General features: G+C 71.5%; 22 protein-coding genes. 13 read left to right on the top strand and 9 right to left on the bottom strand.

Annotated elements, in window-relative coordinates:
• Position 1: 1 nt before the first annotated feature.
• Genes OHA68_RS38250 through OHA68_RS38235 form a run of 4 tightly spaced genes read right to left on the bottom strand, consistent with a single transcriptional unit; the run spans position 2 to position 4,963 of the window.
• Positions 2-1,201, bottom strand: a complete 1,200-nt coding sequence (locus tag OHA68_RS38250; protein WP_327104616.1) for a glycosyltransferase — start codon at positions 1,199-1,201, stop codon at positions 2-4.
• The gene (locus tag OHA68_RS38245) at positions 1,198-2,301 is read right to left on the bottom strand and encodes a glycosyltransferase family 9 protein (RefSeq protein WP_327104615.1); all 1,104 of its coding nucleotides are present in this window, start codon (positions 2,299-2,301) and stop codon (positions 1,198-1,200) included. Before OHA68_RS38245 ends, OHA68_RS38250 begins: the two co-directional genes overlap by 4 nt.
• Positions 2,298-3,335: a glycosyltransferase family 2 protein gene (locus OHA68_RS38240; protein ID WP_327104614.1), complete on the bottom strand. Its 1,038-nt coding sequence runs from the start codon at positions 3,333-3,335 to the stop codon at positions 2,298-2,300. Before OHA68_RS38240 ends, OHA68_RS38245 begins: the two co-directional genes overlap by 4 nt.
• The gene (locus OHA68_RS38235) at positions 3,332-4,963 is read right to left on the bottom strand and encodes a carbamoyltransferase family protein (protein WP_189140489.1); all 1,632 of its coding nucleotides are present in this window, start codon (positions 4,961-4,963) and stop codon (positions 3,332-3,334) included. Before OHA68_RS38235 ends, OHA68_RS38240 begins: the two co-directional genes overlap by 4 nt.
• Positions 4,964-5,137: 174 nt before the next feature.
• Between OHA68_RS38235 and OHA68_RS38230 the strand changes: the two genes are divergently transcribed.
• From OHA68_RS38230 to OHA68_RS38220, 3 genes are read left to right on the top strand one after another with little or no spacing between them, the layout of a single operon-like run.
• Positions 5,138-5,752 carry a D-glycero-alpha-D-manno-heptose-1,7-bisphosphate 7-phosphatase gene (locus OHA68_RS38230; RefSeq protein WP_327104613.1) on the top strand — a complete coding sequence of 205 codons (615 nt, stop codon included), beginning with the start codon at positions 5,138-5,140 and terminating at the stop codon, positions 5,750-5,752.
• Positions 5,749-6,669, top strand: coding sequence for a glycosyltransferase (locus OHA68_RS38225; protein ID WP_327104612.1), 921 nt, complete (start codon positions 5,749-5,751; stop codon positions 6,667-6,669). The genes OHA68_RS38230 and OHA68_RS38225 overlap by 4 nt, the downstream gene beginning before the upstream one ends.
• 28 nt (positions 6,670-6,697) lie before the next feature.
• Entirely contained in the window at positions 6,698-6,985 is a 288-nt protein-coding gene (locus tag OHA68_RS38220; RefSeq protein WP_327104611.1) for a WhiB family transcriptional regulator, read from the top strand.
• Here OHA68_RS38220 and OHA68_RS38215 read toward each other — a convergent pair.
• The gene (locus tag OHA68_RS38215; protein ID WP_327104610.1) at positions 6,921-7,403 is read right to left on the bottom strand and encodes a peptide deformylase; all 483 of its coding nucleotides are present in this window, start codon (positions 7,401-7,403) and stop codon (positions 6,921-6,923) included. The two genes, OHA68_RS38220 and OHA68_RS38215, sit on opposite strands and share 65 nt — an antisense overlap.
• 230 nt (positions 7,404-7,633) lie before the next feature.
• Here OHA68_RS38215 and OHA68_RS38210 point away from each other — a divergent pair, with 230 nt between their 5' ends.
• Both OHA68_RS38210 and OHA68_RS38205 read left to right on the top strand, forming a co-directional pair.
• On the top strand, positions 7,634-8,809 hold the full coding sequence (locus OHA68_RS38210) for a uroporphyrinogen-III synthase (protein WP_327104609.1): 1,176 nt from the start codon (positions 7,634-7,636) through the stop codon (positions 8,807-8,809).
• Positions 8,806-9,501: a sirohydrochlorin chelatase gene (locus tag OHA68_RS38205; protein WP_327104608.1), complete on the top strand. Its 696-nt coding sequence runs from the start codon at positions 8,806-8,808 to the stop codon at positions 9,499-9,501. Before OHA68_RS38210 ends, OHA68_RS38205 begins: the two co-directional genes overlap by 4 nt.
• 67 nt (positions 9,502-9,568) lie before the next feature.
• Here the strand turns inward: OHA68_RS38205 and OHA68_RS38200 are convergent, their stop codons facing one another.
• Positions 9,569-10,123: a hypothetical protein gene (locus tag OHA68_RS38200; RefSeq protein WP_189140496.1), complete on the bottom strand. Its 555-nt coding sequence runs from the start codon at positions 10,121-10,123 to the stop codon at positions 9,569-9,571.
• 72 nt (positions 10,124-10,195) lie between these two features.
• The gene (locus tag OHA68_RS38195; protein WP_189140497.1) at positions 10,196-11,050 is read right to left on the bottom strand and encodes a PAC2 family protein; all 855 of its coding nucleotides are present in this window, start codon (positions 11,048-11,050) and stop codon (positions 10,196-10,198) included.
• A gap of 147 nt (positions 11,051-11,197) precedes the next feature.
• Between OHA68_RS38195 and metH the strand changes: the two genes are divergently transcribed.
• From metH to OHA68_RS38155, 8 genes are all read left to right on the top strand, one after another.
• A complete protein-coding gene (metH, locus tag OHA68_RS38190; protein WP_327104607.1) occupies positions 11,198-14,659 on the top strand; it encodes a methionine synthase in 3,462 nt (1,153 codons plus the stop codon).
• Positions 14,660-14,887: 228 nt separating this feature from the next.
• Positions 14,888-15,532: an HAD family hydrolase gene (locus tag OHA68_RS38185; RefSeq protein WP_327104606.1), complete on the top strand. Its 645-nt coding sequence runs from the start codon at positions 14,888-14,890 to the stop codon at positions 15,530-15,532.
• A gap of 350 nt (positions 15,533-15,882) precedes the next feature.
• Positions 15,883-16,383, top strand: a complete 501-nt coding sequence (locus OHA68_RS38180; protein WP_327104605.1) for a cellulose synthase — start codon at positions 15,883-15,885, stop codon at positions 16,381-16,383.
• 222 nt (positions 16,384-16,605) lie between these two features.
• Positions 16,606-17,598, top strand: coding sequence for an ABC transporter permease (locus OHA68_RS38175; RefSeq protein ID WP_327104604.1), 993 nt, complete (start codon positions 16,606-16,608; stop codon positions 17,596-17,598).
• A gap of 47 nt (positions 17,599-17,645) precedes the next feature.
• On the top strand, positions 17,646-19,409 hold the full coding sequence (locus OHA68_RS38170) for an ABC transporter substrate-binding protein (RefSeq protein WP_327104603.1): 1,764 nt from the start codon (positions 17,646-17,648) through the stop codon (positions 19,407-19,409).
• Between the two features lie 86 nt (positions 19,410-19,495).
• Positions 19,496-20,509: an ABC transporter permease gene (locus OHA68_RS38165; RefSeq protein WP_327104602.1), complete on the top strand. Its 1,014-nt coding sequence runs from the start codon at positions 19,496-19,498 to the stop codon at positions 20,507-20,509.
• Positions 20,506-21,531, top strand: a complete 1,026-nt coding sequence (locus OHA68_RS38160) for an ABC transporter ATP-binding protein (RefSeq protein ID WP_327104601.1) — start codon at positions 20,506-20,508, stop codon at positions 21,529-21,531. The genes OHA68_RS38165 and OHA68_RS38160 overlap by 4 nt, the downstream gene beginning before the upstream one ends.
• Positions 21,492-22,550: an ABC transporter ATP-binding protein gene (locus tag OHA68_RS38155; RefSeq protein WP_372462251.1), complete on the top strand. Its 1,059-nt coding sequence runs from the start codon at positions 21,492-21,494 to the stop codon at positions 22,548-22,550. Before OHA68_RS38160 ends, OHA68_RS38155 begins: the two co-directional genes overlap by 40 nt.
• A gap of 34 nt (positions 22,551-22,584) precedes the next feature.
• Here OHA68_RS38155 and OHA68_RS38150 read toward each other — a convergent pair whose 3' ends face one another.
• The gene (locus tag OHA68_RS38150; RefSeq protein ID WP_189140506.1) at positions 22,585-23,268 is read right to left on the bottom strand and encodes a response regulator; all 684 of its coding nucleotides are present in this window, start codon (positions 23,266-23,268) and stop codon (positions 22,585-22,587) included.
• On the bottom strand, positions 23,265-24,434 hold the full coding sequence (locus tag OHA68_RS38145) for a sensor histidine kinase (protein WP_327104600.1): 1,170 nt from the start codon (positions 24,432-24,434) through the stop codon (positions 23,265-23,267). The genes OHA68_RS38150 and OHA68_RS38145 overlap by 4 nt, the downstream gene beginning before the upstream one ends.
• Positions 24,435-24,444 lie beyond the last annotated feature (10 nt).

Below are 24,444 nucleotides of genomic sequence, written 5' to 3'. Positions count from 1 at the left end.
GCTAACCCCCCAGAGCGGTCAGACGGCCCAGTTGCCCGTCGATGACCTGCGTGTACACGGTCTCGGTCTGTTCGGCGACCCGCGGCCAGCCGTACCTCTCACGAGCGCGCCGCGCCCCGGCCGCGCCGAGCGCCCGCCGCCGGTCCGGATGCTCGAGGACCTCCCTCAGCGCCCTGGCGAGCGCTCGGGGCCGGCGCGGCGGCACCAGCAGACCGCAGCCCGCCACCGTGTCCAGATGCCCGCCGACCGCCGACGCCACGACCGGCACGCCGCACGCCATCGCCTCCACGGGGACCAGGCCGAACGGCTCGTACCACGGCACCGTGACCAGCACGTCGGCCGCGCGCATCAGCGGCGGCACCTGCTCGCGCGGCACACTGCCGATCACGTGCACCCGGTGGCCGAGCCCGTAGCCGGCCGCCAGCTCCCGCAGCCGTACGGCCTCCTCGTCGTCGGCCCGGCCGCCCGCGATCACCAGCTCGGCGTCCGGCAGCTGCCGCAGGGCCGCGATCACCGTGTCCACGCCCTTGCGCGGCACCAGGCGGCCGATGCTGAGCACCATCGGCCCGCCGGTGCGCGGCGCGACCGGCCCCTCCGGGCGGAACATGTCCACGTCGACGCCGCACGGCACGACCGCGATGCGCTGCTCGGGCACGCCCATGGCGCGCAGCTCATCCACCTCGTCGCCGCAGGTGGCCAGCACCGCGTCCGCCCGCCTGCCGATCTCGCGCTCGGTCTCGATCCGGTGCGCCGGGCTGGTGTCGGCGTCGCCCTGCCAGCGCCGCTTCACCGCGCCGAGCGCGTGGAAGGTCTGCACCACCGGCACCCCCACCGGCAACGTCTGCGCGGCCCGCAGCGCCGCCTGGCCGCTCATCCAGAAGTGCGCGTGCACGATGTCCGGCCGCCGCCGGGCCCAGCGGTCGGCCAGCCGCTCGGTGAACTCCGGCATGTACGGCGGGAGCTCGTCCTTCGGCAGCGGCGTGGCCGGACCGGCCGGGACGTAGGCGACCGTGACGCGCGGCGCGAGCCGCACCGTGGCGGGCCGCATCGGATCGGAGCGCCGGGTGTGCACGACCACCGTGTGCCCGCGGGCGCCCAGCGCGGCGGCCAGCTTGGCCACGTACACGTTCTGGCCGCCTGAGTCGACGCCGCCGATCGTGGCCAGCGGATCCGCGTGCTCGGAGACGAGATCGATCTTCACTGCGTCAGCTCCCTCACTGCCTTGACCACCTGCTCACCGGTCACCTCCGACAGGCACGGGTGCCCGGCGACCGGGCAGGTGCGCGCCCTGCTCAGCCGGCAGGGGGCATGCTGGTCACCGAGCAACACCGTCGGCACGCGGTACGGGGCCCACCGCGCGGCGGGGACGACCGGCGCGAACAGGCTCACGACGGGGGTGCCGACAGCCGCCGCCAGGTGCGCGGGGCCGGTGTTGCCGGCCACGAGCACGCCGGCGCGTTCGATCACGGCGGCCAGCTGGCCCAGCGTCGTCCTGCCGCCCAGGTCGACGGCGACCCCGTGGGCGACGAAGGCGGTGAGCTCACGTTCCTTGCCGGTGACGACGACCCGATGGCCGTCCTCTACCAGCTCCCGCACGGCCTGCCGGTGCCTGTCGGCCGGCCAGGTCCTGGCGGGGGCAGAAGTCCCTGGGTGTACCACGACATACGCGCCTGCGTCGGCAGCGCCGCCGACGCCCAGGGACTTCCCCAGAACGGGGCCGATATCCGGAAGTGGCCTGCGAACTGCGAGTCGGCCGTCGTCGCCGGGTGGCAGCTCGAATCCGGCGGCGCGGGCGAGCGCCAGCATCCGCTCCGCCTCGGGCACGTCGACGCTCTCGTCCACGACGTGGCGCACGTCCAGCAGGGAGCCCGGGTAGTCGTTGCTGATCGCGGCGATCCGCCGTACCCCGGCCAGCCGCAGCAGCAGCGCCAGCGGGAGGGCCGACTGGTGGAAGGAGGTGAGGATCAGCGCCTCGCCGATCCCGCCGAGCCGCCGGACCAGCTCGGTGACCTGGCCGAGGTCCACCGGCGGGGGGTCGCCGTCGATCCACGGGGCCCGCCACTCGATCACCCGGTCCACGCCGGGCAGCAACTCGGCGGCCGCCCTGCCGTTCGGGCCCGCCAGCATCACCACCTCACGCGCGCCTTCCCGTACGGCCCGTACGGCGGGCCCGGCCAGCAGCACGTCCCCGGCGTCGTCGAGCCGGGCCACGAGGACCCGCTCCCGGCGGGGTCGCCGCCGGGCGGCCGCCTCACCCGCCGCCGGTCTGGCCCGCGACAGCACCCCCAAGCGACCGTTCATCGCCGTGCCCTCCATTCCCCCCGAAGCCGGTGCGCGCAGGCGACCGGCGGGATCACCACGCTGGTGACCACCATCCGCAGCACCTCCCGGGGAGTCCGGGGACCGGGCGCCACTCTGGCCCACACGAACTCCGCGGTGAGCCCGACCCACCCAGCAGCGGCCACCACCCCCAGCACCGCCCCGACGACCGGCCTGGAGACCGGCCTGGAGACCGGAACCGCCCCTACGAGCGGCGCTGGGGCCGGTCCGGCGCCCAGCGCGCGCCCACGGGGTGGTGCTGTGCCGGGCATGAGCCTCGTAAGGGCGTAGGTGGCGAGGGCGGTGACGCCGAGGGCGGTGGTGAGCGCGTGGCGGCGCAGCCGGGTGGGGCCGCCGCCGATGGCCTCCCGCCAGCCCGGCCCGAAGCGGCGGCGCAGGCGGGCGTCGTCCGCGTTGCCCCGCTGGAACCGCACGCTCGACCAGAACCCGTCCGCCCGCACCGGGTGAACCGTCACCCGGGCCCCCTTGACGAGCCGATAGCCCGCCTCGAACATCCGCAGCGCCAGGTCGGCGTCCTCCCGGTAGGCGCGCGGGAAGCCCTCGTCGAACCCGCCGACCCGCTCCAGCGCCGCCCGGCGGTAGGCCATGTCGGCGGTCGGCCAGTTCGCGCCGGCCAGCCCGGCGGTGTGGCGCTCGGCGTCGGTGGGGCGGCGGTCGCGGGGGAGCGGCACCACGATGCGCCCCTGACTGCCCGCCACGTCGTCGGCCAGACCGGCCAGGTCCTGAAACGCGGCCCGCGCCCAGCCGTCCCCTGGCACCACGTCGTCGTCCAGGAAGGCCACCCACGGCGTGCCGGTCGCCCGCCAGCCGGCGTTGCGCGCCGCGGCGGGCCCGCGACCGCCGGTGCGGACGACCCGTACATGCTCCGGCACCTCCAGCGGCGCGGCGCCGTCCGGGCGGTCGTCCACCACGACGGCCGGCACGTCCGGCCCGAGCGCGGCCAGCGTGGCCCGCAGGCAAGGGCGGCCGATCGTCGGGATCACGACGGTGATCACCGGGCGAACACCTCCCCGCGCCGCACCAGGTACGGCCCCAGGGCGAGCACCTCCACCGGGGAGGAGCCGAAGCATTCGAGCGCGTCCCGCGGGTCGTCCACCATGGGCCGCCCGGCGGTGTTGAGGCTCGTGTTGACCACCACCGGCAGCCCGGTGCGCGACTCGAACTCCGCGAGCATGCGGGCGAGCAGCGGCTGGGCGGCGGGGGAGACCGTCTGCACGCGGGCGGTGCCGTCCACGTGCACCACCGCGGGGATCCGCGCGCACCACGACGGCCGCACCTCGTGCACGAACAGCATGTACGGCGAGGGCGTCGGGCCCCGGCCGAAGATCTCGGCGGCCCGCGACTCCAGCACCATCGGCGCGATCGGCCTGAACTGCTCGCGCCCCTTGACGTCGTTGAGCCGTTCGGTGTTGCGGGCGTGCCCGGGGTGGGCCAGCAGCGACCGGTTGCCCAGCGCCCGCGGGCCGTACTCCGACCTGCCCTGGAACCAGGCGACGATCCGGTCGGCCGCCAGCTCGGCGGCCACGGCGGCGGCCAGGTCGGTGGGCCGGGAGTGCGGCACCCTGGCCACGTCCAGCCAGGCGCCGAGCTCCTCGTCGGTGAAACCGCGGCCGAGCGCCGCGCCCGGCATGGGGGCGGCGGGCTCGCCGTGGGCCTGCGCCAGGTGCAGCGCGCCGCCGAGCGCGGTGCCGGAGTCGCCGGCGGCCGGCTGCACCCACACCTCGTCGAACGGGCCCTCGGCCAGCAGCCGGGTGTTGGCCACGCAGTTCAGCGCCACCCCGCCCGCCAGCGCCAGCCGGCGCTCCCCGGTGCGCTCGTGCAGCCAGCCGACCAGCTCCAGCAGCACCTCCTCCAGCCGGACCTGCACGCTGGCGGCCAGATCGGCGTGGTCGGCGGTCCACGGCTCGCCTCTGGCCAGCGCCTTGGCGTAGCCGTTCCAGTCGATGGCCGCGACGTGGAAGCCGCCGTCGCCCGTGGTGCGGATCAGCTCGCGCAGCGCGTCCAGATGCCGGGGGCGGCCGTAGGAGGCCAGCGCCATCACCTTGTACTCGTCGCAGGAGCGCAGGAAGCCCAGATGCTCGGTCACGTCCTCGTACATGAGACCGAGCGAGTGCGGCAGCCGCTGCGCGGCGAGCACCTCCAGCTCGCCGTCGCGGTAGCGGCCGGCCAGGTGGGAGACGTCCTCGCCGCGGCCGTCGCACACCAGCACCGCGCAGTCGCGCCACGGCGAGGCCAGCCCCGCCGAGGCGGCGTGCGCCACGTGGTGCGGCACGAACCGCACCCGCGCCGGGTCGAGGCCGGGCAGCGCCGTGGACAGGAACAGCGGCGCGCGCACCGCGTACCTGGTGCGCAGATCCTCCCAGTCGCCGTCGGGGCGCTGGCGGACCAGGGCCGGATCGTAGGAGTAGGCCACCGCGTCGAGGTCCTCGGGCCCGATCCCCGCCTCCCGCAGGCACCAGGCGGCCGCTTGCTCCGGCAGCTCCCAGGCGGAGAACGGCAGCGGCCGCTTGCCGTGCTTGCGCCGGCTGAAGCGCTCCTCCTCCGCGGCGGCGACCACCTTTCCGTCGGCCACCAGAGCGGCGGCCGGGTCGTGGAAGATCGCGTTGATGCCGAGAAATCTCATCGGTCCCCTCCCCCTGAGGAATGGAGAACCGCTACCGAGAGAAGCGGCTCTCAAACACTGAGGCATCCCCTGAGGTGCGAAAACAGGCTGAACCGCCTGGGGTTGGTCACGGAGAGTAGCGTTGTTTGCCGGGTGGCCCTCCGGGTAGCTGGCGAAGACGTGAGCCGGAGGTGAATGGTGTTCGAACAACGACGTCCCGGAGCCGTACTCTTCGACAGGGACGGAACCCTGATCAGGGATGTCCCCTACAACGGCGATCCGGCGCGCGTGGAGGTCATGCCGGGCGCGCAGGAGGCGCTGGGCAGGCTGCGGCAGGCCGACGTGCCGGTGGCGGTCGTGACCAACCAGTCCGGCGTCGCCAAGGGCCTGCTGACGGCGGACGAGATGGAGCAGGTGAACGCCAGGGTCGAGCAGTTGCTCGGGCCGTTCGACGCCTGGGCCATCTGCGTGCACGACGACAACGACGGCTGCACCTGCCGTAAACCCGCGCCCGGACTGGTGATCAGAGCCGCGGCCGTGCTCGACGTGAGCCCGCGCGACTGCGTCGTGGTGGGCGACATCGGCCGCGACATGGACGCCGCCAGGGCCGCCGGCGCGCGCGGCATCCTGGTGCCCACCCCGCAGACGCTGCGCGAGGAGGTGGGGCGCGCCCCCGAGGTGGCCGACGACCTGCTCGACGCCGTCGACCGGATGCTGACCGGCACCGTCACCGCCACCCCCGTCACCGTGGGGACGACCGTGGGACCCTCCACCACCTGGTCCCGGACGACCGGCTGGAACCGCTGGTGAGAATCCTGCTGTGGCACGTCCACGGCTCGTGGACCACCTCGTTCGTACGCGGCCGCCACGACTACACGCTGCCCCTCGTCCCCGGCCGGGGACCCGACGGCCGGGGCCGGGCCGCCACCTACGACTGGCCGGTCACCGCCCGCGAGGTGCCCTGGGACCGGCTCCGCGACGAACCCCTCGACCTGGTCGTCTACCAGCGGCCGCACGAACTGGAGCTGGCCCGCCAGTGGCTCGGCCGCGACCTGCCCGGCGTCTACGTCGAGCACAACACCCCCGGCGGCGACGTGCCCCGCACCCGGCACCCCCTCGCCGGGCGTACCGACATCCCCCTGGTGCACGTGACCCACTTCAACGAGCTGTTCTGGGACAACGGCCGGGCGCCCACCCGGGTGATCGAGCACGGCATCCCCGACCCCGGCCACCTCTACACCGGCGAGCTGGCCCGAGCCGGCGTCGTGGTGAACGAGCCCGTCAGGCGCACCCGCGTCGCCGGCACCGACCTGCTGCCCCGCTTCGCCGCCCATGTGCCGCTCGACGTGTTCGGCATGCGGGTCGAGGGCCTGCCGTACGGCACCTACGAGGATCTGCCGCAGGCCCGCATGCACGCCGAGCTCGCCAGGCGGCGCGCCTACCTGCACCCCTACCGGTGGACCTCGCTCGGGCTGGCGCTCATCGAGGCGATGACGCTCGGCATGCCCGTGGTCGCGCTGGCCGCCACCGAGGCCGTCGAGGCGGTGCCGGCCGAGGCCGGCGTCCTGTCCACCAGGACCGACGTGCTGGTACGGGCGCTGACGGATTTCATGTCCGACCCCGAGCGCGCGTCCCAGGCGGGCAAAGCCGCGCGGGCCGCCGCGCTGGCCCGATACGGGCTCGCCAGATTCCTCGACGACTGGGACCACCTGCTCGAAGAGGTATGACCCCAGGACGCCTGGGTAGGCGCGGACCATGGTGATGAAGCTGGAATGGTCGCGCAGCGCCGCCTGCCTCGACCTGGACCCAGAGCTCTTCTTTCCGATCTCGCTGCAGGGCGCCGGCCACTCTCAGGTCGAACGCGCCAAGGCCGTGTGCCGGGGCTGCCCGGTGCGCCGGCCCTGCCTGGACTACGCCGTCAGCAGCGGCCAGACCCACGGCGTCTGGGGCGGAACCGATCCCGAACAGCGCCGGTCCCTCATTCCGAGGGCAATGCCACCGCCAGGAAACGCTCCCGCTCGCTCGCTTCGAGGTGGTCGCTGAACAGCACGCCGTCGAGATGGTCGACCTCGTGCTGCAGCACCCTGGCCAGCACGCCCAGCGCGCGCACGGTCACGGACTTGCCGAACATGTCCCGGCCACGCGCCGTGACCATGTAGGAACGTTCCAGGGGCCACCACACACCCGGCGCCGACAGGCACGCCTCATCGGCCGTGATCCGCCTCGGCGACAGCTCCAGCCGCGGATTGACCAGATGGCCGGACGCGCCGTCGAAGGAGTAGACCAGCACCCGCAGCGGCACCCCCAGCTGGGGTGCGGCCAGCCCGGCCCGGCCCGCGCCGGCGCGCATCGTCAGCGTCAGCGACTTGACCAGCCTGCGCAGCTCGCGATCGAATTCCCGCACCGGCGCCGCGACAGCGCGCAGCACCGGATCGTCGAACCTTCGGATGGGCTCTGTCACCCGCGACTCCCCGATCGATCATCCGCCGGACACCGGAGTGGTTTCCCGCCGGAAGGGCTCGCCAACCATGCGGGATCTGGCTTGTAGCACAGCGGTAACAGAAGGGACCCAACCCGGAAACCCCCCGAACGCACTATCGGGTGCGTGATCTCACCACCGGCTCACGTGCCTGTGATGCCTGGCCGAGTGCTCGGGGCCCGGCCAGGCATCCCCCATGACGAGGAGTTCGCATGAGCGCGCATCCCATCGAGGGCGCCGCCTCCTCACCGGAGACCGCGCCGGACGCCCTGGCGGGCTTCACCGTCGGCGTCACCGCCACCAGGCGGCGAGAGGAGTTCGGCGCGCTGCTCGAACGCCGTGGCGCCCGCGTGCTGAGCGCCCCGGCGATCCGGCTGGTGCCGCTCGCCGAGGACACCGACCTGCTCGCCGCCACCCGGCACAGCCTGGAACGCCCCGTCGACGACGTGGTGATCACCACAGGCGTGGGCTTTCGCGGCTGGATGGCGGCGGCCGAAGGCTGGGGCCTGTCCGGCGACCTGGCCGACCACCTGGCCGGGGCCCGCCTGCTCGCCCGCGGGCCCAAGGCGAGGGGAGCCGTGCGCGCCGCCGGGCTGACCGACCACTGGACCCCCGCCACCGAATCGTGCGAGGAGGTCAAGCAGTATCTCCTCGCCCAGGACCTGCGTGGCCGCCGCATCGCGGTGCAGCTGCACGGCGAGCCGCTGACCGAGTTCGTCGCCGCCCTGCGGGAGGCGGGGGCCGAGGTGATCGAGATCCCGGTCTACCGGTGGCTGCCGTACCGCGACCCGTCACCGCTGCGCCGCCTGATCACCCAGACCATCTCGGGCGCGGTCGACGCGGTCGCCTTCACCAGCGCGCCCGCCGTCCACGCCATGCTCGGCGCGGCCCGCGCAGAAGGCGTGGAGGACGCGCTGGTCGCCGCCTTCTCCGGGTCCGTGGTGGCCGCCTGCGTCGGCCCGGTCACGGCCGCCCCGCTGGACGCGCGCGGCGTGCCCACGCTCCAGCCCGACCGCGCCCGGCTCGGCGCCCTGGCGCGGGCGCTGGCCCGGCACCTACCCGAGCACTCCGTCACCCGCCTGGACGCGGGCGGGCACCAGCTGGAGATCCGCGGCCACGCCGTGGTGGTCGACGGCGAGCTCCGCCCGCTCCCGCCCGCCCCGATGTCGGTGCTCAAACGCCTGGCCGACAAGCCCGGCCACGTCGTGTCCCGCGCCGACCTGCGTACGGTGCTGCCCGGCAGCCTCGCCAGGGACACCGCCGAGCACGCCGTCGAGATGGCCATCACCCGCCTGCGCCGCGCCCTCGGCGCCTCCGGGATCGTCGAGACGGTCGTCAAACGCGGCTACCGCCTGGCCTGCGCCTACGGCTACGAGGCCACCCCGTGACGCCTACCCTCGTGCTGGCCGCCCACGGCACCAGGAGTGAGCAGGGGGAGCGGACCCTGGCCGCGCTGGCCGAAGCCGTCAGGCGGGACCGCCCCGGGCACCGCGTCGAGCTGAGCTACCTGGAGATCAGCTCACCGCTGCTGGCGCAGGTGCTGCCCGCCGTCCCCGGGCCGGTCGTCGTGGTCCCGCTGCTGCTCGCGGGCGGTTACCACGTCCACATCGACCTGCCGGAGATCATCGCCGAGCACCGCCCCGACGCGCTCATCGCCCCCAAGCTCGGACCGCACCGGCTCCTCACAGCAGCGCTGGCCCGTGCGCTGGCACGCTCGGGCCTGCGCCCCACCGACGCCGTCATTCTGGGCGCCGCGGGCTCCTCCGACCCGGCCGGGCTGGACGACGTACGCGCCGCCGCGCACCTGCTCGCCCTACGCCTGGCCCGGCCGGTCACGGCCGCGTTCGCCTCGGCGGGCACGCCGACCCTGGAGGAGGCCATGGACCGGCTGCGCTCGGGACCGGCCACCCGGGTGGCCGTCGCCTCCTACCTGCTGGCGCCCGGCCACTTCCACTCCCGCCTGGCCGCGGCGGGCGCCGACCTGGTCAGCGCCCCCCTCGGCGCCGACCCCGACGTGGCGGCCCTGGTCTGGCACCGCTACGACCAGGCCAGGCGACTCGCCACCAGACTCATCTCCTAGCCCACTCCCCACCGATCTCCAAGCCGGTCCTTTACCCAGTCCCCAGGCCGGTCCCTAAGCCGGTCTTCTAGCCGGGAACGGGCTCCAGGCGCAGTTCGCGGACGATCTCCTCGGCGCCCGCGTCGCGCGTGGGGCCCGCGTCGGCGCCCACGAACATCTCGATGTAGGCATGGTGGAAGCAGCCCGCCAGCAGCAGCCGGGCGCTCGCCTCCGGATCCACCCGTGGCACGACCCGGCCGAGCCGCTGCTCGGCCGTCAGGTAGGCGGCCAGCGGCCTGACCTCCGTCGGTGGACCGAGACCGTTGTCCCTGAGCGCCTGCCGGAAGCGGACCCGGACCGAGGGGGAGGTGAACGCGGGCAGCGCCGCCGACTGCACGTCCAGGTAGTAGTCGATGCCCGCCCGCGCCACCGGGACCAGATTGTCCGGCACCCGGCCCTTGCCGGCGCGGTGCGTCAGCTCGTTGAGAATCCGCATCCAGAGCGGGAGCCGGTCCTGGAGCAGGGCGAGGAAGTGGTCGACCGAGCCGTCGACGCGGTTCTCCCTGAGCGGGACGGCCATCTGGAGCACGCGTCGCCTGGTGTCCTGGCTGGTGTGGTGCGGGTCACCGGGGGAAGTCGACATGATCCGCCTAACGTGCGCAGACACGTAAAACCTAAGTATGAACCCAATTGCTGCCTTTGGGTATTTGCCAGGTCAGCCGTCGGTGTCGCGGTCCCGGCGCCTCAGGTAGCGCTCGAACTCGGCGGCGATCGCGTCGCCACTGGCCTCGGGCAGCTCGGCGGCGTCCTTGCGCTCCTCCAGCTCCTTGACGTACTCGGCCACCTCGGTGTCCTGTGAGGCCAGCTCGTCCACCCCCAGCTCCCACGCGCGAGCCTCCTCGTCCAGCTCGCCCAGCGGCATCGGGATCTCCAGCAGATCCTCCATCCGGCGCAGCAGCGCCAGCGTGGCCTTGGGGTTGGGCGGCTGGGCCACATAGTGCGGCACCGACGCCCACAGCGTGATGGCATCGAGATCGGCCTCGCCGAAGGCGTGCTGCAGCACCCCCACGATGCCCGTCGGGCCCTCGTAACGGCTGAGCTCCAGATGGGTCGAACGCGCCAGGGCCTCGTCGGTGGCACTGCCCAGGATCGGCACCGGGCGGGTGTGCGGCGAGTCGTTGAGCAGCGCGCCCAGCATCACCGCGAACTCGACGCCCAGCTCACGGCAGACCGCCACGATGTCGGCGCAGAACGACCGCCACCGCATGTTGGGCTCGATGCCGCGCAGCAGCACCACGTCCCGCTCGACACCCGGCGGGCGGGCGTGGAGCAGCCGCGTGGTCGGCCAGATGATCGACCGCGTCAGGCCCTCGCCCATCTCCACGAGCGGACGGGTGACCTGGAAGTCGTAGTAGTCGTCCGGGTCGAGCTGGGCCAGCGGCTCGGCCTTCCAGGCGGACTCGAGATGGGCGATCACACCGCTCGAGGCCTCGCCCGCGTCGTTCCACCCCTCGAATGCGGCAATGAGCACCGGGTCGACGAGCTCGGGGAGCCCTTCGAGCTCGATCACGTGTCGCCTCCTGTCTCAACCATCACGCTAAGCCTATGCGGTGAGGTGGTACTCGTGTCACGTGGTGACCGCGATCCGCGCACACCCGGCCCCGGCGGCGTAGCGGGCGTCGCCGGATGGCCTCGGGGCAGCCGATAAGCTTGCCGCATGAGCCTGCCCACGTCCTTCCGTGAAGTATTGTCCCAGCGCGTGATCGTCGCCGACGGCGCGATGGGGACGATGCTTCAGGCCCAGGACCCGACGCTCGACGACTTCGAAGGCCACGAGGGCTGCAACGAAGTGCTCAACGTCACGCGGCCCGACATCGTGCAGGGCGTCCACGACGCCTACTTCGCGGTGGGCGTCGACTGCGTGGAGACCAACACCTTCGGCGCCAACCTGGCCGCCCTGGCGGAATACGACATCGGCGCCAAGGTCTTCGAATACTCCGAGGCGGGCGCGCGGATCGCGCGCGAGCGGGCCGACCACTGGGCCACGCCGGAGCAGCCCCGCTACGTGCTCGGCTCGATGGGCCCCGGCACCAAGCTGCCCACCCTCGGCCACCTGCCCTACCAGAGCCTGCGGGACGCCTACCGCGACAACGCCGCCGGCCTGATCGCGGGCGGCGCCGACGCGCTCATCATCGAGACCTGCCAGGACCTCCTCCAGGTCAAGGCCGCCGTCATCGGCGCCAAGCGGGCCATCGAGGCGGCCGGCCGGGACGTGCCGATCATCGCCCAGGTGACGATCGAGACCAACGGCGCGATGCTGCTCGGCTCCGAGATCGGCGCCGCGCTCACCGCGATCGAGCCGCTCGGCGTCGACGTGCTCGGCCTCAACTGCGCCACCGGCCCCACCGAGATGAGCGAGCACCTGCGCTACCTCGCCCGCCACTCGCGCCTGAAGCTGTCGTGCATGCCCAACGCCGGCCTGCCGGTGCTGACCTCCGACGGCGCCTACTACCCGCTCAGCGCCGAGGAGCTGGCCGGCGCGCACGACACCTTCACCCGCGACTACGGCCTGTCCCTGGTCGGCGGCTGCTGCGGCACCACCCCCGAGCACATGCGCCACGTGGTCGAGCGGGTGCGTGAGCGGCAGCCCGTGGTCCGCCGCCCGCACCCGGAGCCCGGCGCGTCCTCCCTCTACCAGACCATCCCGTTCCGCCAGGACACCTCCTACCTGGCGATCGGCGAGCGCTGCAACACCAACGGCTCCAAGGCGTTCAAGTCGGCCATGCTGGAGGGCCGCTGGGACGACTGCGTGGAGACCGCGCGCGACCAGGCCCGCGACGGCGCCCACATGCTCGACCTGTGCATCGACTACGTCGGCCGCGACGGCGTCGCCGACATGAAGGAGCTGGCCTTCCGCCTGGCCACCGCCTCCACGCTGCCGATCATGCTGGACTCGACCGAGCCCGAGGTCCTGCGGGCCGGGCTGGAGATGCTCGGCGGGCGCGCGGTCGTCAACTCCGTCAACTACGAGGACGGCGCCGGCCCCGACTCCCGGTTCCAGAAGATCATGAGGCTCGTACGCGAGCACGGCGCCGCCGTCGTCGCGCTGACCATCGACGAGGAGGGCCAGGCCCGCACCGCCGACTGGAAGGTGCGCGTCGCCTCCCGCCTCATCGAGGACCTCATCGGCAACTGGGGCATGCGGGTCGAGGACATCATCGTCGACTGCCTCACCTTCCCCATCGCCACCGGCCAGGAGGAGACCAGGCGCGACGGCCTGGAGACCATCGAGGCCATCCGCGAGCTCAAGCGCCGCTACCCGGCGGTGCAGACCACCCTGGGCCTGTCCAACATCAGCTTCGGCCTCAACCCGGCCGCCCGCGTGGTGCTCAACTCCGTCTTCCTCAACGAGTGCGTCAACGCCGGCCTCGACTCCGCCATCGTGCACGCCTCCAAGATCGTCCCGATGGCGCGCATCCCCGACGAGCAGCGCCAGGTCGCGCTCGACATGGTCTACGACCGGCGCCGCGAGGGCTACGACCCGCTGCAGCGGTTCATGGACCTGTTCGAGGGCGTCGACGCGGCGGCGGTGCGGGCCGGCAAGGCCGAGGAGCTCGCCGCGCTGCCCCTGTGGGAGCGGCTCAAGCGGCGCATCATCGACGGTGAGAAGAAGGGCCTCGAAACCGACCTGGACGACGCGCTCGCCCAGCGCCCCGCCCTGGAGATCATCAACGAGGTGCTGCTCGACGGCATGAAGACGGTCGGCGAGCTGTTCGGCTCCGGCCAGATGCAGCTGCCGTTCGTGCTGCAGTCGGCCGAGGTGATGAAGACCGCCGTCGCCTACCTGGAGCCCTACATGGACCGGGTCGAGGGCGAGACCAAGGGCCGCATCGTGCTGGCCACCGTCAAGGGCGACGTGCACGACATCGGCAAGAACCTCGTCGACATCATCCTGTCCAACAACGGCTACCAGGTGGTCAACCTCGGCATCAAGCAGCCTGTGTCCACCATCCTGGAGGCGGCCGAGGAGCAGAAGGCCGACGTCATCGGCATGTCCGGCCTGCTGGTCAAGTCGACCGTCGTGATGAAGGAGAACCTGGAGGAGATGAACTCCAGGGGCATGTCCGACTACCCGGTGCTGCTCGGCGGCGCCGCCCTCACCCGCGCCTACGTCGAGCAGGACCTGGCCGAGGTGTTCACCGGCGAGGTCCGCTACGCCCGCGACGCCTTCGAGGGGCTGCGCCTGATGGACGCCTTCATGGCCGTCAAGCGCGGCGTCGAGGGCGCCAAGCTGCCGCCGCTGCGCGAGCGCCGCGTCAAGGCCGGCGCCGTGCTGACCCGCACCCCGGTCGAGGAGCTGCCGTCCCGCTCCGACGTGGCCGCCGACAACCGGGTGCCGCGGCCGCCCTTCCACGGCGACCGCATCGTCAAGGGCATCCCGCTGAACGACTACGCGGCCTTCCTGGACGAGCGGGCGCTGTTCCTGGGCCAGTGGGGGCTCAAGCCGACCAGGGGCGGCGACGGCCCCGGCTACGAAGAGCTCGTCGAGAGCGAGGGCCGCCCCCGGCTGCGCATGTGGCTGCAGCGGATGCAGACCGAGGGGCTGCTGGAGGCGGCCGTCGTCTACGGCTACTTCCCGTGCGTCGCCGACGGCGACTCGCTCATCATCCTCGACGAGGCCGGCGACGAGCGCACCCGCTTCACCTTCCCGCGCCAGCGCCGCGACCGGCACCTGTGCCTGTCGGACTTCTTCCGCGGCAAGGACACCGGCGAGGTCGACGTGGTCGGCTTCCAGGTGGCCACCATGGGCAGCAAGATCTCCGAGGCCACCGCCGAGCTGTTCGCCAAGGACGCCTACCGCGACTACCTTGAGCTGCACGGCCTGTCGGTGCAGCTCACCGAGGCGCTGGCCGAATACTGGCACGCGCGGACCCGGTCGGAGTGGGGGATCGGCGGCGACGAGTCGCTCGACGACATGCTCAAGGTCAACATCCAGGGCTGCCGTTACTCCTTCGGCTACCCGGCCTGCCCCAACCTGGAGGACCAGCGGCAGCTCTTCCAGCTGCTCGACCCGGAGCGGATCGGGGTCACCCTGTCGGAGGAGTTCCAGCTCCACCCCGAGCAGGCCACCTCGGCCCTCATCGTCCACCACCCCGAGGCCAAATACTTCAACGTCTGACATCGGCGCCCGGACGGGGTGAGGCGTCACGTGCGTTCCCGTCCTGCGGCCGGTGGGCGATCGGGGCGGCGGGGCGTCACGGGCGGCTCCGTCCGGCGCCCGGTCGGGTGCCGTACGGTGCTCGGTGGCGGGTCAGGTGGGTGTCGCGGGTGCTTCCGTTCGGTGTCCTGCGGCCGGGTGGGTGGTGCGCGACGCGCAGGTTCATGGACGATTCGGTATGGGGGATGTATGGACGCGGTCTTCTTCGACATGGACGGCCTTCTGGTCGACACCGAGAGGGTGTGGCTGGAGGTCGAGACCGAGGTGATGGCGGAGCTCGGCGGGCAGTGGACGCTGGAGCACCAGACGCACCTGGTCGGCGGGTCCATGGAGCGGACCGTCGACTACATGCTCACCGTGTCCGGCTCCTCGGTCGCCCCGGAGCGGGTGCGCGAGTCGATGATCACCGGCATGGTGTCGCGGCTGGCGGGAGGCGTCCAGGTGATGCCGGGCGCGGGCGAGCTGCTCGACGCGCTGCGGGACGAGGGCGTGCCGGTGGCGCTGGTCACCTCGTCCCTGCTGGACATCGCCGACGCGGTGCTCAAGAGCGTCGGCAGGGATCGCTTCGACGCCATCGTCACGGCCGGCGACGTGCTCCGGCCCAAGCCTGACCCGGAGCCCTACCTGACGGCCGCCCGCCTGCTCGGCGTGCGGCCGGTCCGCAGCGTGGTGCTGGAGGACTCGCCTACCGGAGTGGCGGCGGGCACGGCTGCGGGCTGTGCGGTGGTGGCGGTCCCCAGCCTGCTGCCCATCGAGGCGGTTCCAGGCCGCCTCGTCGTCTCCTCCCTCACCGAGGTCACCGTCTCCACCCTGCGCGCCCACATCTCCGCCTGACGCCCTGCTCCTGCCCGCTGACCCGGTCGTGCCCGGTCGTGTCCCGGTCATGCCTGCTCGTGCCCGGTCGTGCCTGCTCGTGTCCGATCGTGTCTGCTCGTGTCTGCTCGTGTCCGGTCGTACCTGCTCGTGTCCGGTCGTACCTGCTCGTGGCGCCGAACGGTGAGGGCGCGGGGCCGACGTCGCTCACCGTAGGTGACGGTTGCCGTACGGTGACCTCGGCCGCGGGCGGACCCCGTACGGGATGATCCGGTCTTCCCCTAGGGGGAGGGTGGTTCTCGCGGAGGAGGAGCACGCGCCATATCGCGTGCCAGGATGGAGGGGTAGCCGAAGACGGAGGGTGGCCCCGAATGCCTTTTGACCAGATCGCATGGTTCCCGCTGTGCGTGGGACTGACCGTGGCCGGGCTGGTGCTGAGCTTCATGGCGTTCCGGCGCCGGGGCGCGGCATCCGGGATGCGGGTGGCCGCGTGGGCGTTGCTGCCGCTGGCCGCCTACCTGACGAACGCGCTGCAGGCGCTGTGGACCATCGGCTCGACCCTCGTGGGTTTCGTGACGAGCCTGGTGTTCAACCCGCTGGTGTGGGCGGGCGTGGCCGTGGCCGGGCTGTCGGTGGTGCTGTTCGTGGTGTCCGGTGTGCTGCGCGGGCGCAAGCTGGCCAAGGCGGGCGGCGGCAAGAAGGCCGGCGAGACGGCGGCCGAGGCCCCTGCGGGCCGGCAGGCGCCCGCGGGCCGGCAAGCTCCGGCGGCGCGGCCGGCGGCGGCCAAGCCGGCGGTCGAGTCCAAGAAGAAGAGCGCCGACGACGACTTCTCCGACATCGAAGATCTCCTCAAGAAGCGGGGCATCAGCTAGCCCGCTGTGTCACAGTTCCGGGACGTAACCGAGACGGGTCCCAGACAAACTCCTCAAGATCGATACGAATGAGTTTCGTGACAATCACAGTTGAGCCACATAGCTGCCCTAGGGACTAGTCAGCGCAGCTCAGGGCATAGATCCTGCCTCCTGAGGTCGCGACGAGCGGTCTGTATCAAGAACGCACAGACAACGTCGTCTGAAATCAGGGGGCAATCCGGCATGACCGCACCGCTAGACGTTTCCGGTTCGGCTTCCGAAGCGCAGCCGGAGGTCGTGCTCACGGGAGCGGGGCAGGCCGTCCAGGGACGATCCCTCACCGGGATCGCCTGGATGCGGCTGCGCCGGGACAAGGTCGCGCTGACCGGCGGGATCACCGTGCTCCTGCTGGTTCTGGTGGCCGTCTTCGCGACACCGATCATCGCGCTGTTCGGGCATCCGCCGCTGGAGTTCCACCAGGACATGATCGACTCATCCACGTTGCTGCCCAAGGGCGACTTCGGCGGCATGGGCTCCGAATACCTGCTCGGCGTCGAGCCCGTCAACGGCCGTGACATCTTCAGCCGGATCGTGGCCGGCGCCGGCATCTCGTTGCTGATCGGCTTCCTGGCCACGCTCGTGTCGGTGCTCATCGGCACCGTGATGGGCGTCGTCGCCGGCTACTTCGGCGGCTGGGTCGACCAGGTCATCGGCCGCCTGATGGACGTCTTCCTCGCCTTCCCGCTGCTGGTCTTCGCGATCGCGCTGGCCGGCGTCGTCCCCGACAAGGGGTTCGGCCTGGAGGGCAACGGGCTGCGCATCGCGATGCTGATCTTCATCATCGGCTTCTTCAGCTGGCCCAGCATCGGCCGCATCGTCCGTGGCCAGACCCTGTCCCTGCGCGAGCGCGAGTTCGTCGACGCGGCGCGGAGCCTGGGCGCGCGCAACGGCTACATCCTGTTCCGTGAGATCCTGCCCAACCTGATCGCGCCGATCCTGGTCTACGCGACGCTGCTGATCCCGGCCAACATTCTGTTCGAGGCGGCGCTGTCGTTCCTCGGCGTCGGCATCAACCCGCCCACCCCCACCTGGGGTGGCATGCTCTCAGAGGCGGTGCGCTTCTACACGCTGCCGCACTTCGTGATCTTCCCCGGTCTGGCGATCTTCATCACGGTTCTGGCCTTCAACCTGTTCGGCGACGGGCTGAGGGACGCCTTCGACCCGCGGGCGCACTGACCCTTCGCCCATGCTCCATCCCCATCTCCACTAACAAGGGGTAGTGAATGAAAAGGAAATCCGCACTGGCGGCGGCCGCGACAGCGGCACTCGCCTTGGTGCTCTCCGCCTGTGGCGGCGGAGGGGGCGGCACAACCCAGCCAGCCCAGTCCGCCTCGGGCGCCGCCGCGCAACCCGTGGCGAACGCCGCGCTGACCGAGGTGTTCAACCCCTCGACCAAGAAGGGCGGCACGCTCAAGGCCGCCCACTCCGCCGACTGGGACAGCCTCGACCCGGGCGACACCTACTACGGCTACTCGTTCAACTTCGGCCGGTTCTACTGGCGGACGCTGACGATGTACAAGCCGGGTCCCGGCCCTGACGGCAACACGGTCATCCCTGACCTCGCCGAGTCGCTGGGTGAGCCGAGCGACGAGGGCAAGACCTGGACGTACAAGATCAAGCCTGGTCTGAAGTACGAGGACGGCACGCCGATCGGGGCGAAGGACGTCGCCTACGCGGTGGCCAGGACCTTCGACAAGGAGACCTTCCCGCACGGCCCGTCCTACCTGAACGAGCTGCTGGACTGGCCGAAGGACTTCAAGGGCGTCTACAAGACCCCTGACGTCGACTACAAGTCGGCCGTCGAGGCGACGGACGACACGACGGTCGTCTTCCACCTGAAGAAGCCGTTCGCGTCCATGGACTACATCGTCCAGATGCCGATGACCGCTCCGGTGCCGAAGGACAAGGACACCGGCGCGAAGTACCGTGAGAAGATCATCTCCTCCGGGCCGTACAAGTTCGAGACGAACGAGATCGGTAAGAAGTTCGCGCTGGTCCGCAACGACCAGTGGGACCCGGCGACCGACCCGAACCGTCCCGCGCTGCCGGACCGCATCGAGGTCCAGCTCAACGTCAACGCCGACGACCTGGACAACCAGCTCATCTCCGGAGACATCCACCTCGACATCCCGGGCACCGGTCTGCAGCCGGCCGCGCTGGGCAAGGTCCTGCCCGACCCGGCCATGAAGGCGCGTACGGACAACCCGACCATCCCCAGGCTCTGGTACATCTCCGTCATCCCGGACAACCCGCCCCTGGACAACGTCGACTGCCGCAAGGCCGTGATGTACGCCGCGGACCGCGTCGCCAACCAGACCGCCTACGGAGGCGAGGTCGCTGGCGGCGAGATCGCCACCAACGTGATGCCGCCGCCCATCGTCGGCCAGGAGAAGTTCGACACCTACCCGTCCGAGGGCAACAAGGGCGACATCGCCAAGGCCAAGGAGGCGCTCACCGCCTGTGGCCAGCCCAACGGCTTCTCCACCACGATGACCTTCCGTGCCGACCGCCCGCGTGAGAAGGCGCTGGCCGAGGCCATGGAGCAGGCGCTGTCCAAGGTGGGCATCAAGCTCACGCTCAAGGGCTTCCCGGCCTCCAGCTACTTCTCCGACTACGCCGGCAACCCTGCGTACGTCAAGAAGAACGGCATCGGCCTGGCCACCCACGGCTGGGGCTCCGACTGGCCTGACGGCTACGGCTTCATGCAGGCCATCGTCGACAGCCGCACCATCCGTGACGCCGGTAACTACAACCTGAGCGTCAAGAGCGACAAGGTCGACGGCCTGATCGACCAGGCCTCGAGTGAGCTCGACACAACCGCCCGCAACAAGCTGTGGGTCGACGTCGACAAGGCCGTCATGGAGGACGCCTCCCTCCTCCCGGTCGTCTGGGCCAAGGCGCTGCTGCTGCGCGGCCAGGGCGTGACGAACGTCGCCTACAACGAGGGTCAGAGCATGTACGACTACATCATGCTCGGCGTCGAGTGACCAGGCGATATTCGGGGATCTAAGCGAAGGCAGGTGAAGGCAGGGATGGCCTGCCCGGCGACGGGCAGGCCATCCGGCCGGTAGCGGTGCTCACATACATCATCAGACGACTCATCGGCGCTTTCGCCATGCTGATCGTCATCAGCATGGTCACCTTCGGCATCTTCTTCGTGGTGCCGCAGTGGGCCGGTTCCACCCCGGAGGCTCTCGCCTCGCGGTATGTCGGCCGCGCGGCCACTCCCGAGACGGTGCACCTGGTCGCCGAGCGACTGGGCTTCAACGACCCGATCGTCGTGCAGTACGGCCGGTTCCTCAAGGGCATCTTCGTCGGTGCCGAGTACGACTACGGAGCCGGCGTCGAGCAGTGCCCGGCGCCCTGCCTGGGCTACTCCTTCATCAGCGGCCAGCCCGTCTGGCCGGACCTGCTCGACCGCATGCCGGTGACCTTCTCCCTGGCCATCGGGGCGGCCCTCCTCTGGGTGGTCTTCGGCGTGTCCGTCGGCGTGCTCTCCGCGCTGCGGCGCGGCAGCTTCTTCGACCGGCTGTCCATGGGCACCGCGCTCGCCGGGGTGTCGCTGCCGATCTTCTTCACCGGCATGGTCTCCCTGGTCGTCTTCAGCTACGGCCTCGGCTGGACCCCGCCGGGCGGCGCGTGGACCGACCTGACGGAGAACCCCGCCCAATGGGCTTACAACCTGCTGCTGCCGTGGATCACGCTGGCGTTCCTGTTCGCGGCGACCTACGCCAGGCTCACCCGCGCGGGCATGCTGGAGACCATGGGTGAGGACTACATCCGCACCGCGCGCGCCAAGGGACTGCACGAACGTGAGGTCGTGGTCAAACATGGGCTGCGCGCCGCGCTGACCCCGATCCTCACCCTGTTCGGCATCGACTTCGGCCTGCTGATCGGCGGCGCCATCCTGACGGAGACGACCTATACTCTGCCCGGACTCGGCCAGTTCGCCATCCTGGCCATCAGAAACCAGGACCTGCCGCAGGTCATGGGCGTGGTCCTGTTCGCCGCCGGCTTCGTGGTGGTCGCGAGTTTCGTCGTCGACCTCCTCTACGCGGTGGTCGACCCGAGGGTGAGGTTGTCGTGAGCTTCCTGGACGTCAAGGATCTGCGGATCCATTTCCCCACCGACGACGGGCTCGTCAGAGCCGTCGACGGCCTGACCTTCAGCCTCGAGCGCGGCCAGACCCTCGGCATCGTCGGCGAGTCCGGCTCCGGCAAGAGCGTGACCAGCCTCGGCATCCTCGGCCTGCACAAGGGCGGCCGGGCCAAGATCTCCGGTGAGATCTGGCTCGACGGCGAGGAGCTCGTCGGCGCCTCGGCCGAGGCGGTGCGCGGCCTGCGCGGCAAGAAGATGGCGATGATCTTCCAGGATCCGCTGTCCTCGATGCACCCCTACTACACCGTCGGCCACCAGATCATCGAGGCCTACCGGATCCACCACGACGTGAGCAAGCAGGTGGCGCGCAAGCACGCGGTCGACCTGCTCGGCCGCGTCGGGATCCCCGAGCCGGCCAAGCGCGTCGACAGCTACCCGCACGAGTTCTCCGGCGGCATGCGCCAGCGCGCCATGATCGCCATGGCGCTGTCGTGCGACCCCGAGCTGCTCATCGCCGACGAGCCCACCACCGCGCTCGACGTGACCGTACAGGCGCAGATCCTCGACCTGATGCGCGACCTTCAGCGCGAGTTCAACTCCGCGCTGATCGTCATCACGCACGACCTCGGCGTCGTGGCGGAGCTGTCGGACGACATCCTGGTCATGTACGGCGGCAAGTGCATCGAGTACGGCAAGGCCGACGACATCTTCTACCAGCCCGAGCACCCCTACACCTGGGGCCTGCTCAGCTCCATGCCCCGCCTCGACCGGGAGCGCACCGAACGGCTGCTGCCGATCAAGGGCTCCCCGCCGTCCCTCATCAACGTGCCTCCGGGCTGCGCCTTCCATCCCCGCTGCCCGTACGCCGACCGCACCGACGGCCGCTCCTCCACCGAGGTGCCGGACCTGGCCCCGACCGAGCGCGGGCACCTGGTGCGCTGCCACATGAGCAGGACCGAACGGCGGACGCTGTGGGAGACCGAGATCAAGCCAGTGCTGGAGACCCAGTGAGCGAGAACGAGCCGCTTCTTTCGGTACAGAACCTCGAGAAGCACTTCCCCGTCACCAAAGGCCTCCTCAAGCGGGAGGTCGGCGCCGTCAAGGCGGTCGACGGGATCAGCTTCGACGTGTTCAAGGGCGAGACGCTCGGCCTGGTGGGCGAGTCGGGCTGCGGCAAGTCCACCACCGGCCGGCTGGTGACCAGGCTGCTGGAGCCCACCGGCGGCAAGGTCGTCTTCGAGGGCCGCGACATCACCCACATGGGTCAGGGCAAGCTGCGCCCGCTCCGCCGCGACATGCAGATGATCTTCCAGGACCCCTACTCGTCGCTCAACCCGCGGCACACCGTCGGCGCCATCGTCGGCGCCCCGTTCCGCATCCAGGGCGTGAAGACCGAGAACGGCACCAAGAAGGCCGTACAGGACATCCTGGAGATGGTCGGCCTCAACCCGGAGCACTACAACCGCTACCCGCACGAGTTCTCCGGCGGGCAGCGGCAGCGCATCGGCATCGCCCGCACGCTCGCGCTCAAGCCGAAGCTGATCATCGCCGACGAGCCGGTCTCCGCGCTCGACGTGTCGATCCAGGCCCAGGTCGTGAACCTGCTCGAAGACCTGCAGAACGAGCTCGACCTGACGTACGTGGTCATCGCCCACGACCTGTCGGTGGTGCGCCACATCAGCGACAGAGTGGCCGTCATGTACCTCGGCAAGATCGTGGAGATCGCCGACCGTAAGCGCCTCTACACCGCGCCCATGCATCCGTACACCAACGCGCTGCTGTCGGCGGTGCCGGTGCCGGACCCCAAGGCGCGCAGGGACCGCGACCGGATCCGCCTCACCGGCGACGTGCCGAGCCCGCTCAACCCGCCTCCCGCGTGCCGCTTCCACACCCGCTGCTGGAAGGCCCAGGAGATCTGCAAGACCGTCGAGCCGCCGCTCGAGGAGCTGGCCGGCGGCCACCGCGTCGCCTGTCACTTCCCGGAGAACGCGCCCGTCGCCGCCACCGCAGAGGACGCCACGAAGGCGTGAGGCGACCCACCCGGCCCTGTCCTGGCCCGTCGGCTCAGGACAGGGCGCCCGGGGTGATCAGGCCGGTCTCGTAGGCCAGCACCACCGCCTGCACCCGGTCGCGCAGCCCCAGCTTGGTCAGCACGTTGCCCACGTGCGTCTTGACCGTGGTCTCGCTCACCACCAGCTTGGCCGCGATCTCCGCGTTGGACATGCCCTTGGCGATCAGCCGCAGCACCTCCAGCTCCCGCTCGGTGAGCCGGTCCAGCCGGACGGGCGTGGTCTGCGCGTAGGCCGACGGCAGCCTGGCCGCGAACCGGTCGAGCAGCCGCCTGGTCACGCTCGGCGACACGATCGCGTCACCCGCCGCCACCACCCTGATCGCCTGCACCAGCTCGTCGGGCGGCACGTCCTTGAGCAGGAACCCGGACGCGCCGGCCCGCAGCGCCTCCACGATGTACTCGTCCAGGTCGAAGGTCGTCAGCACCAGCACCTTCGGCACGTGCGCGCTCGGCGCCGCCTCCCGCACGATCCTGCGGGTCGCCTCGATGCCGTCGACCCCCGGCATCCGGATGTCCATGAGCACCACGTCGGGCAGCAGCGCCCTCGTCTGCTCCTGCGCCACCTGGCCGTCGCCCGCCTGGCCCACGACCGTGATGTCGGGCTCGGCCTCCAGGATCAGGCGGAACCCCGTACGCAGCAGCGGCTGGTCGTCGACCAGCAGCACTCTGATGGTCATTGTCCGTCCTTCAACGGGAACCTCGCCCGCACCTTGAAACCGCCTCCGGCTTTCGGGCCGATGGTCAGGATTCCACCATAGAGGGCGACTCTCTCGCGAATGCCCACCAGACCATGGCCCGGCCGCCGCGGCGAGGCGGCCGCGCCCAGCCCGTCGTCCTCCACCCGCACCTCGAGCTCGTCCCGCCCGTGCCGCACGGTCACCTCGGACCGCGCGCCCGCGCCCGCGTGCCGCAGGGAGTTCGTCAGACCCTCCTGGACCAGGCGGTAGGCGGCCAGGTCCACCCCGGCGGGCACCCGCCGCGCCGCGCCCTCCACCGACAGCGTGGTGCTCAGCCCGGCCTCGCGCATCTGCTCCACCAGCGCCGGCAGGTCCCGCAGGCCCGGCTGCGGCGTCAGCTCGGCACGGGCGTCCGCCCGCAGCACGCCGACGATGTCGCGCATCTCCGCCATCGCCGTGCGGCCCGTCGACTCGATCGCCGACAGCGCCTCGCTCGCCGACTCCGGATCGGTGGCCAGCACCTTGCGCGCCGCCGCCGCCTGCACCGTCATCACGCTCACGTGGTGGGCGACGACGTCGTGCAGCTCGCGGGCGATCCGCGTACGCTCCTCCGCCCTGGCCGCCCGGGTGTCGGCCGCGCGCGCCCGCTCCAGGCGGGCGGCCCGGTCCCGCAGCTCCTCCAGGTAGGCGCGGCGCAGCCGCAGGCTCCGCCCGCCGCCCCAGACGGCCACCAGCACCACGAGCACCGCCACATGATCGCTCCAGCGGGTCGTGGTGAGGGGGCCGGCCGCCGCGCCCACCCCGTAGACCACCAGCGACAGCAGCAGCCCGCCCAGCGCCGCCGCCAGCCCGCGATAGGACGCCACCGCGTACAGCAGCACCACCACCGCGACGCCCGCCAGGCCCACGCCGTAGCCGAGGGCGGACAGCAGCGTCGCGGACACCAGGCTCGCGCACAGTCCGGCCAGCGGCCAGCGCCTGCGCACGGCCACCGGCACGCACATCAGCAGCACGAGGGTGACGCCCACCGCGTCAGGGGCCCGGCTGGCGAACAGGCCCGGTGGCTCCAACCGCCCGCCGTCCCGGCCCAGGAACAGCACCACGGAGACCGCGGCCACCAGCACCGCCAGGACCGAGTCATGGAACGTGGTCCGGTCTGCGCGCACCGCTTCACTG

It is taken from the genome of Nonomuraea glycinis (assembly GCF_035920485.1).
Classification (GTDB): Bacteria; Actinomycetota; Actinomycetes; order Streptosporangiales; family Streptosporangiaceae; genus Nonomuraea; species Nonomuraea glycinis.
The sequence above is the reverse complement of the archived record's forward strand: the minus strand, read 5'-3'. Positions and strand labels throughout refer to the sequence as shown.

What these genes read in the sequence shown, in the direction of transcription:
- OHA68_RS38245 (WP_327104615.1), bottom strand. Translation starts at nt 2,301, where the DNA reads ATGAACGGTCGCTTGGGGGTGCTGTCGCGGGCCAGACCGGCGGCGGGT.
- OHA68_RS38235 (WP_189140489.1), bottom strand. Translation starts at nt 4,963, where the DNA reads ATGAGATTTCTCGGCATCAACGCGATCTTCCACGACCCGGCCGCCGCT.
- OHA68_RS38230 (WP_327104613.1), top strand. Translation starts at nt 5,138, where the DNA reads ATGGTGTTCGAACAACGACGTCCCGGAGCCGTACTCTTCGACAGGGAC.
- OHA68_RS38220 (WP_327104611.1), top strand. Translation starts at nt 6,698, where the DNA reads ATGGTGATGAAGCTGGAATGGTCGCGCAGCGCCGCCTGCCTCGACCTG.
- OHA68_RS38210 (WP_327104609.1), top strand. Translation starts at nt 7,634, where the DNA reads ATGAGCGCGCATCCCATCGAGGGCGCCGCCTCCTCACCGGAGACCGCG.
- OHA68_RS38200 (WP_189140496.1), bottom strand. Translation starts at nt 10,123, where the DNA reads ATGTCGACTTCCCCCGGTGACCCGCACCACACCAGCCAGGACACCAGG.
- metH (WP_327104607.1), top strand. Translation starts at nt 11,198, where the DNA reads ATGAGCCTGCCCACGTCCTTCCGTGAAGTATTGTCCCAGCGCGTGATC.
- OHA68_RS38185 (WP_327104606.1), top strand. Translation starts at nt 14,888, where the DNA reads ATGGACGCGGTCTTCTTCGACATGGACGGCCTTCTGGTCGACACCGAG.
- OHA68_RS38180 (WP_327104605.1), top strand. Translation starts at nt 15,883, where the DNA reads ATGCCTTTTGACCAGATCGCATGGTTCCCGCTGTGCGTGGGACTGACC.
- OHA68_RS38175 (WP_327104604.1), top strand. Translation starts at nt 16,606, where the DNA reads ATGACCGCACCGCTAGACGTTTCCGGTTCGGCTTCCGAAGCGCAGCCG.
- OHA68_RS38170 (WP_327104603.1), top strand. Translation starts at nt 17,646, where the DNA reads ATGAAAAGGAAATCCGCACTGGCGGCGGCCGCGACAGCGGCACTCGCC.
- OHA68_RS38150 (WP_189140506.1), bottom strand. Translation starts at nt 23,268, where the DNA reads ATGACCATCAGAGTGCTGCTGGTCGACGACCAGCCGCTGCTGCGTACG.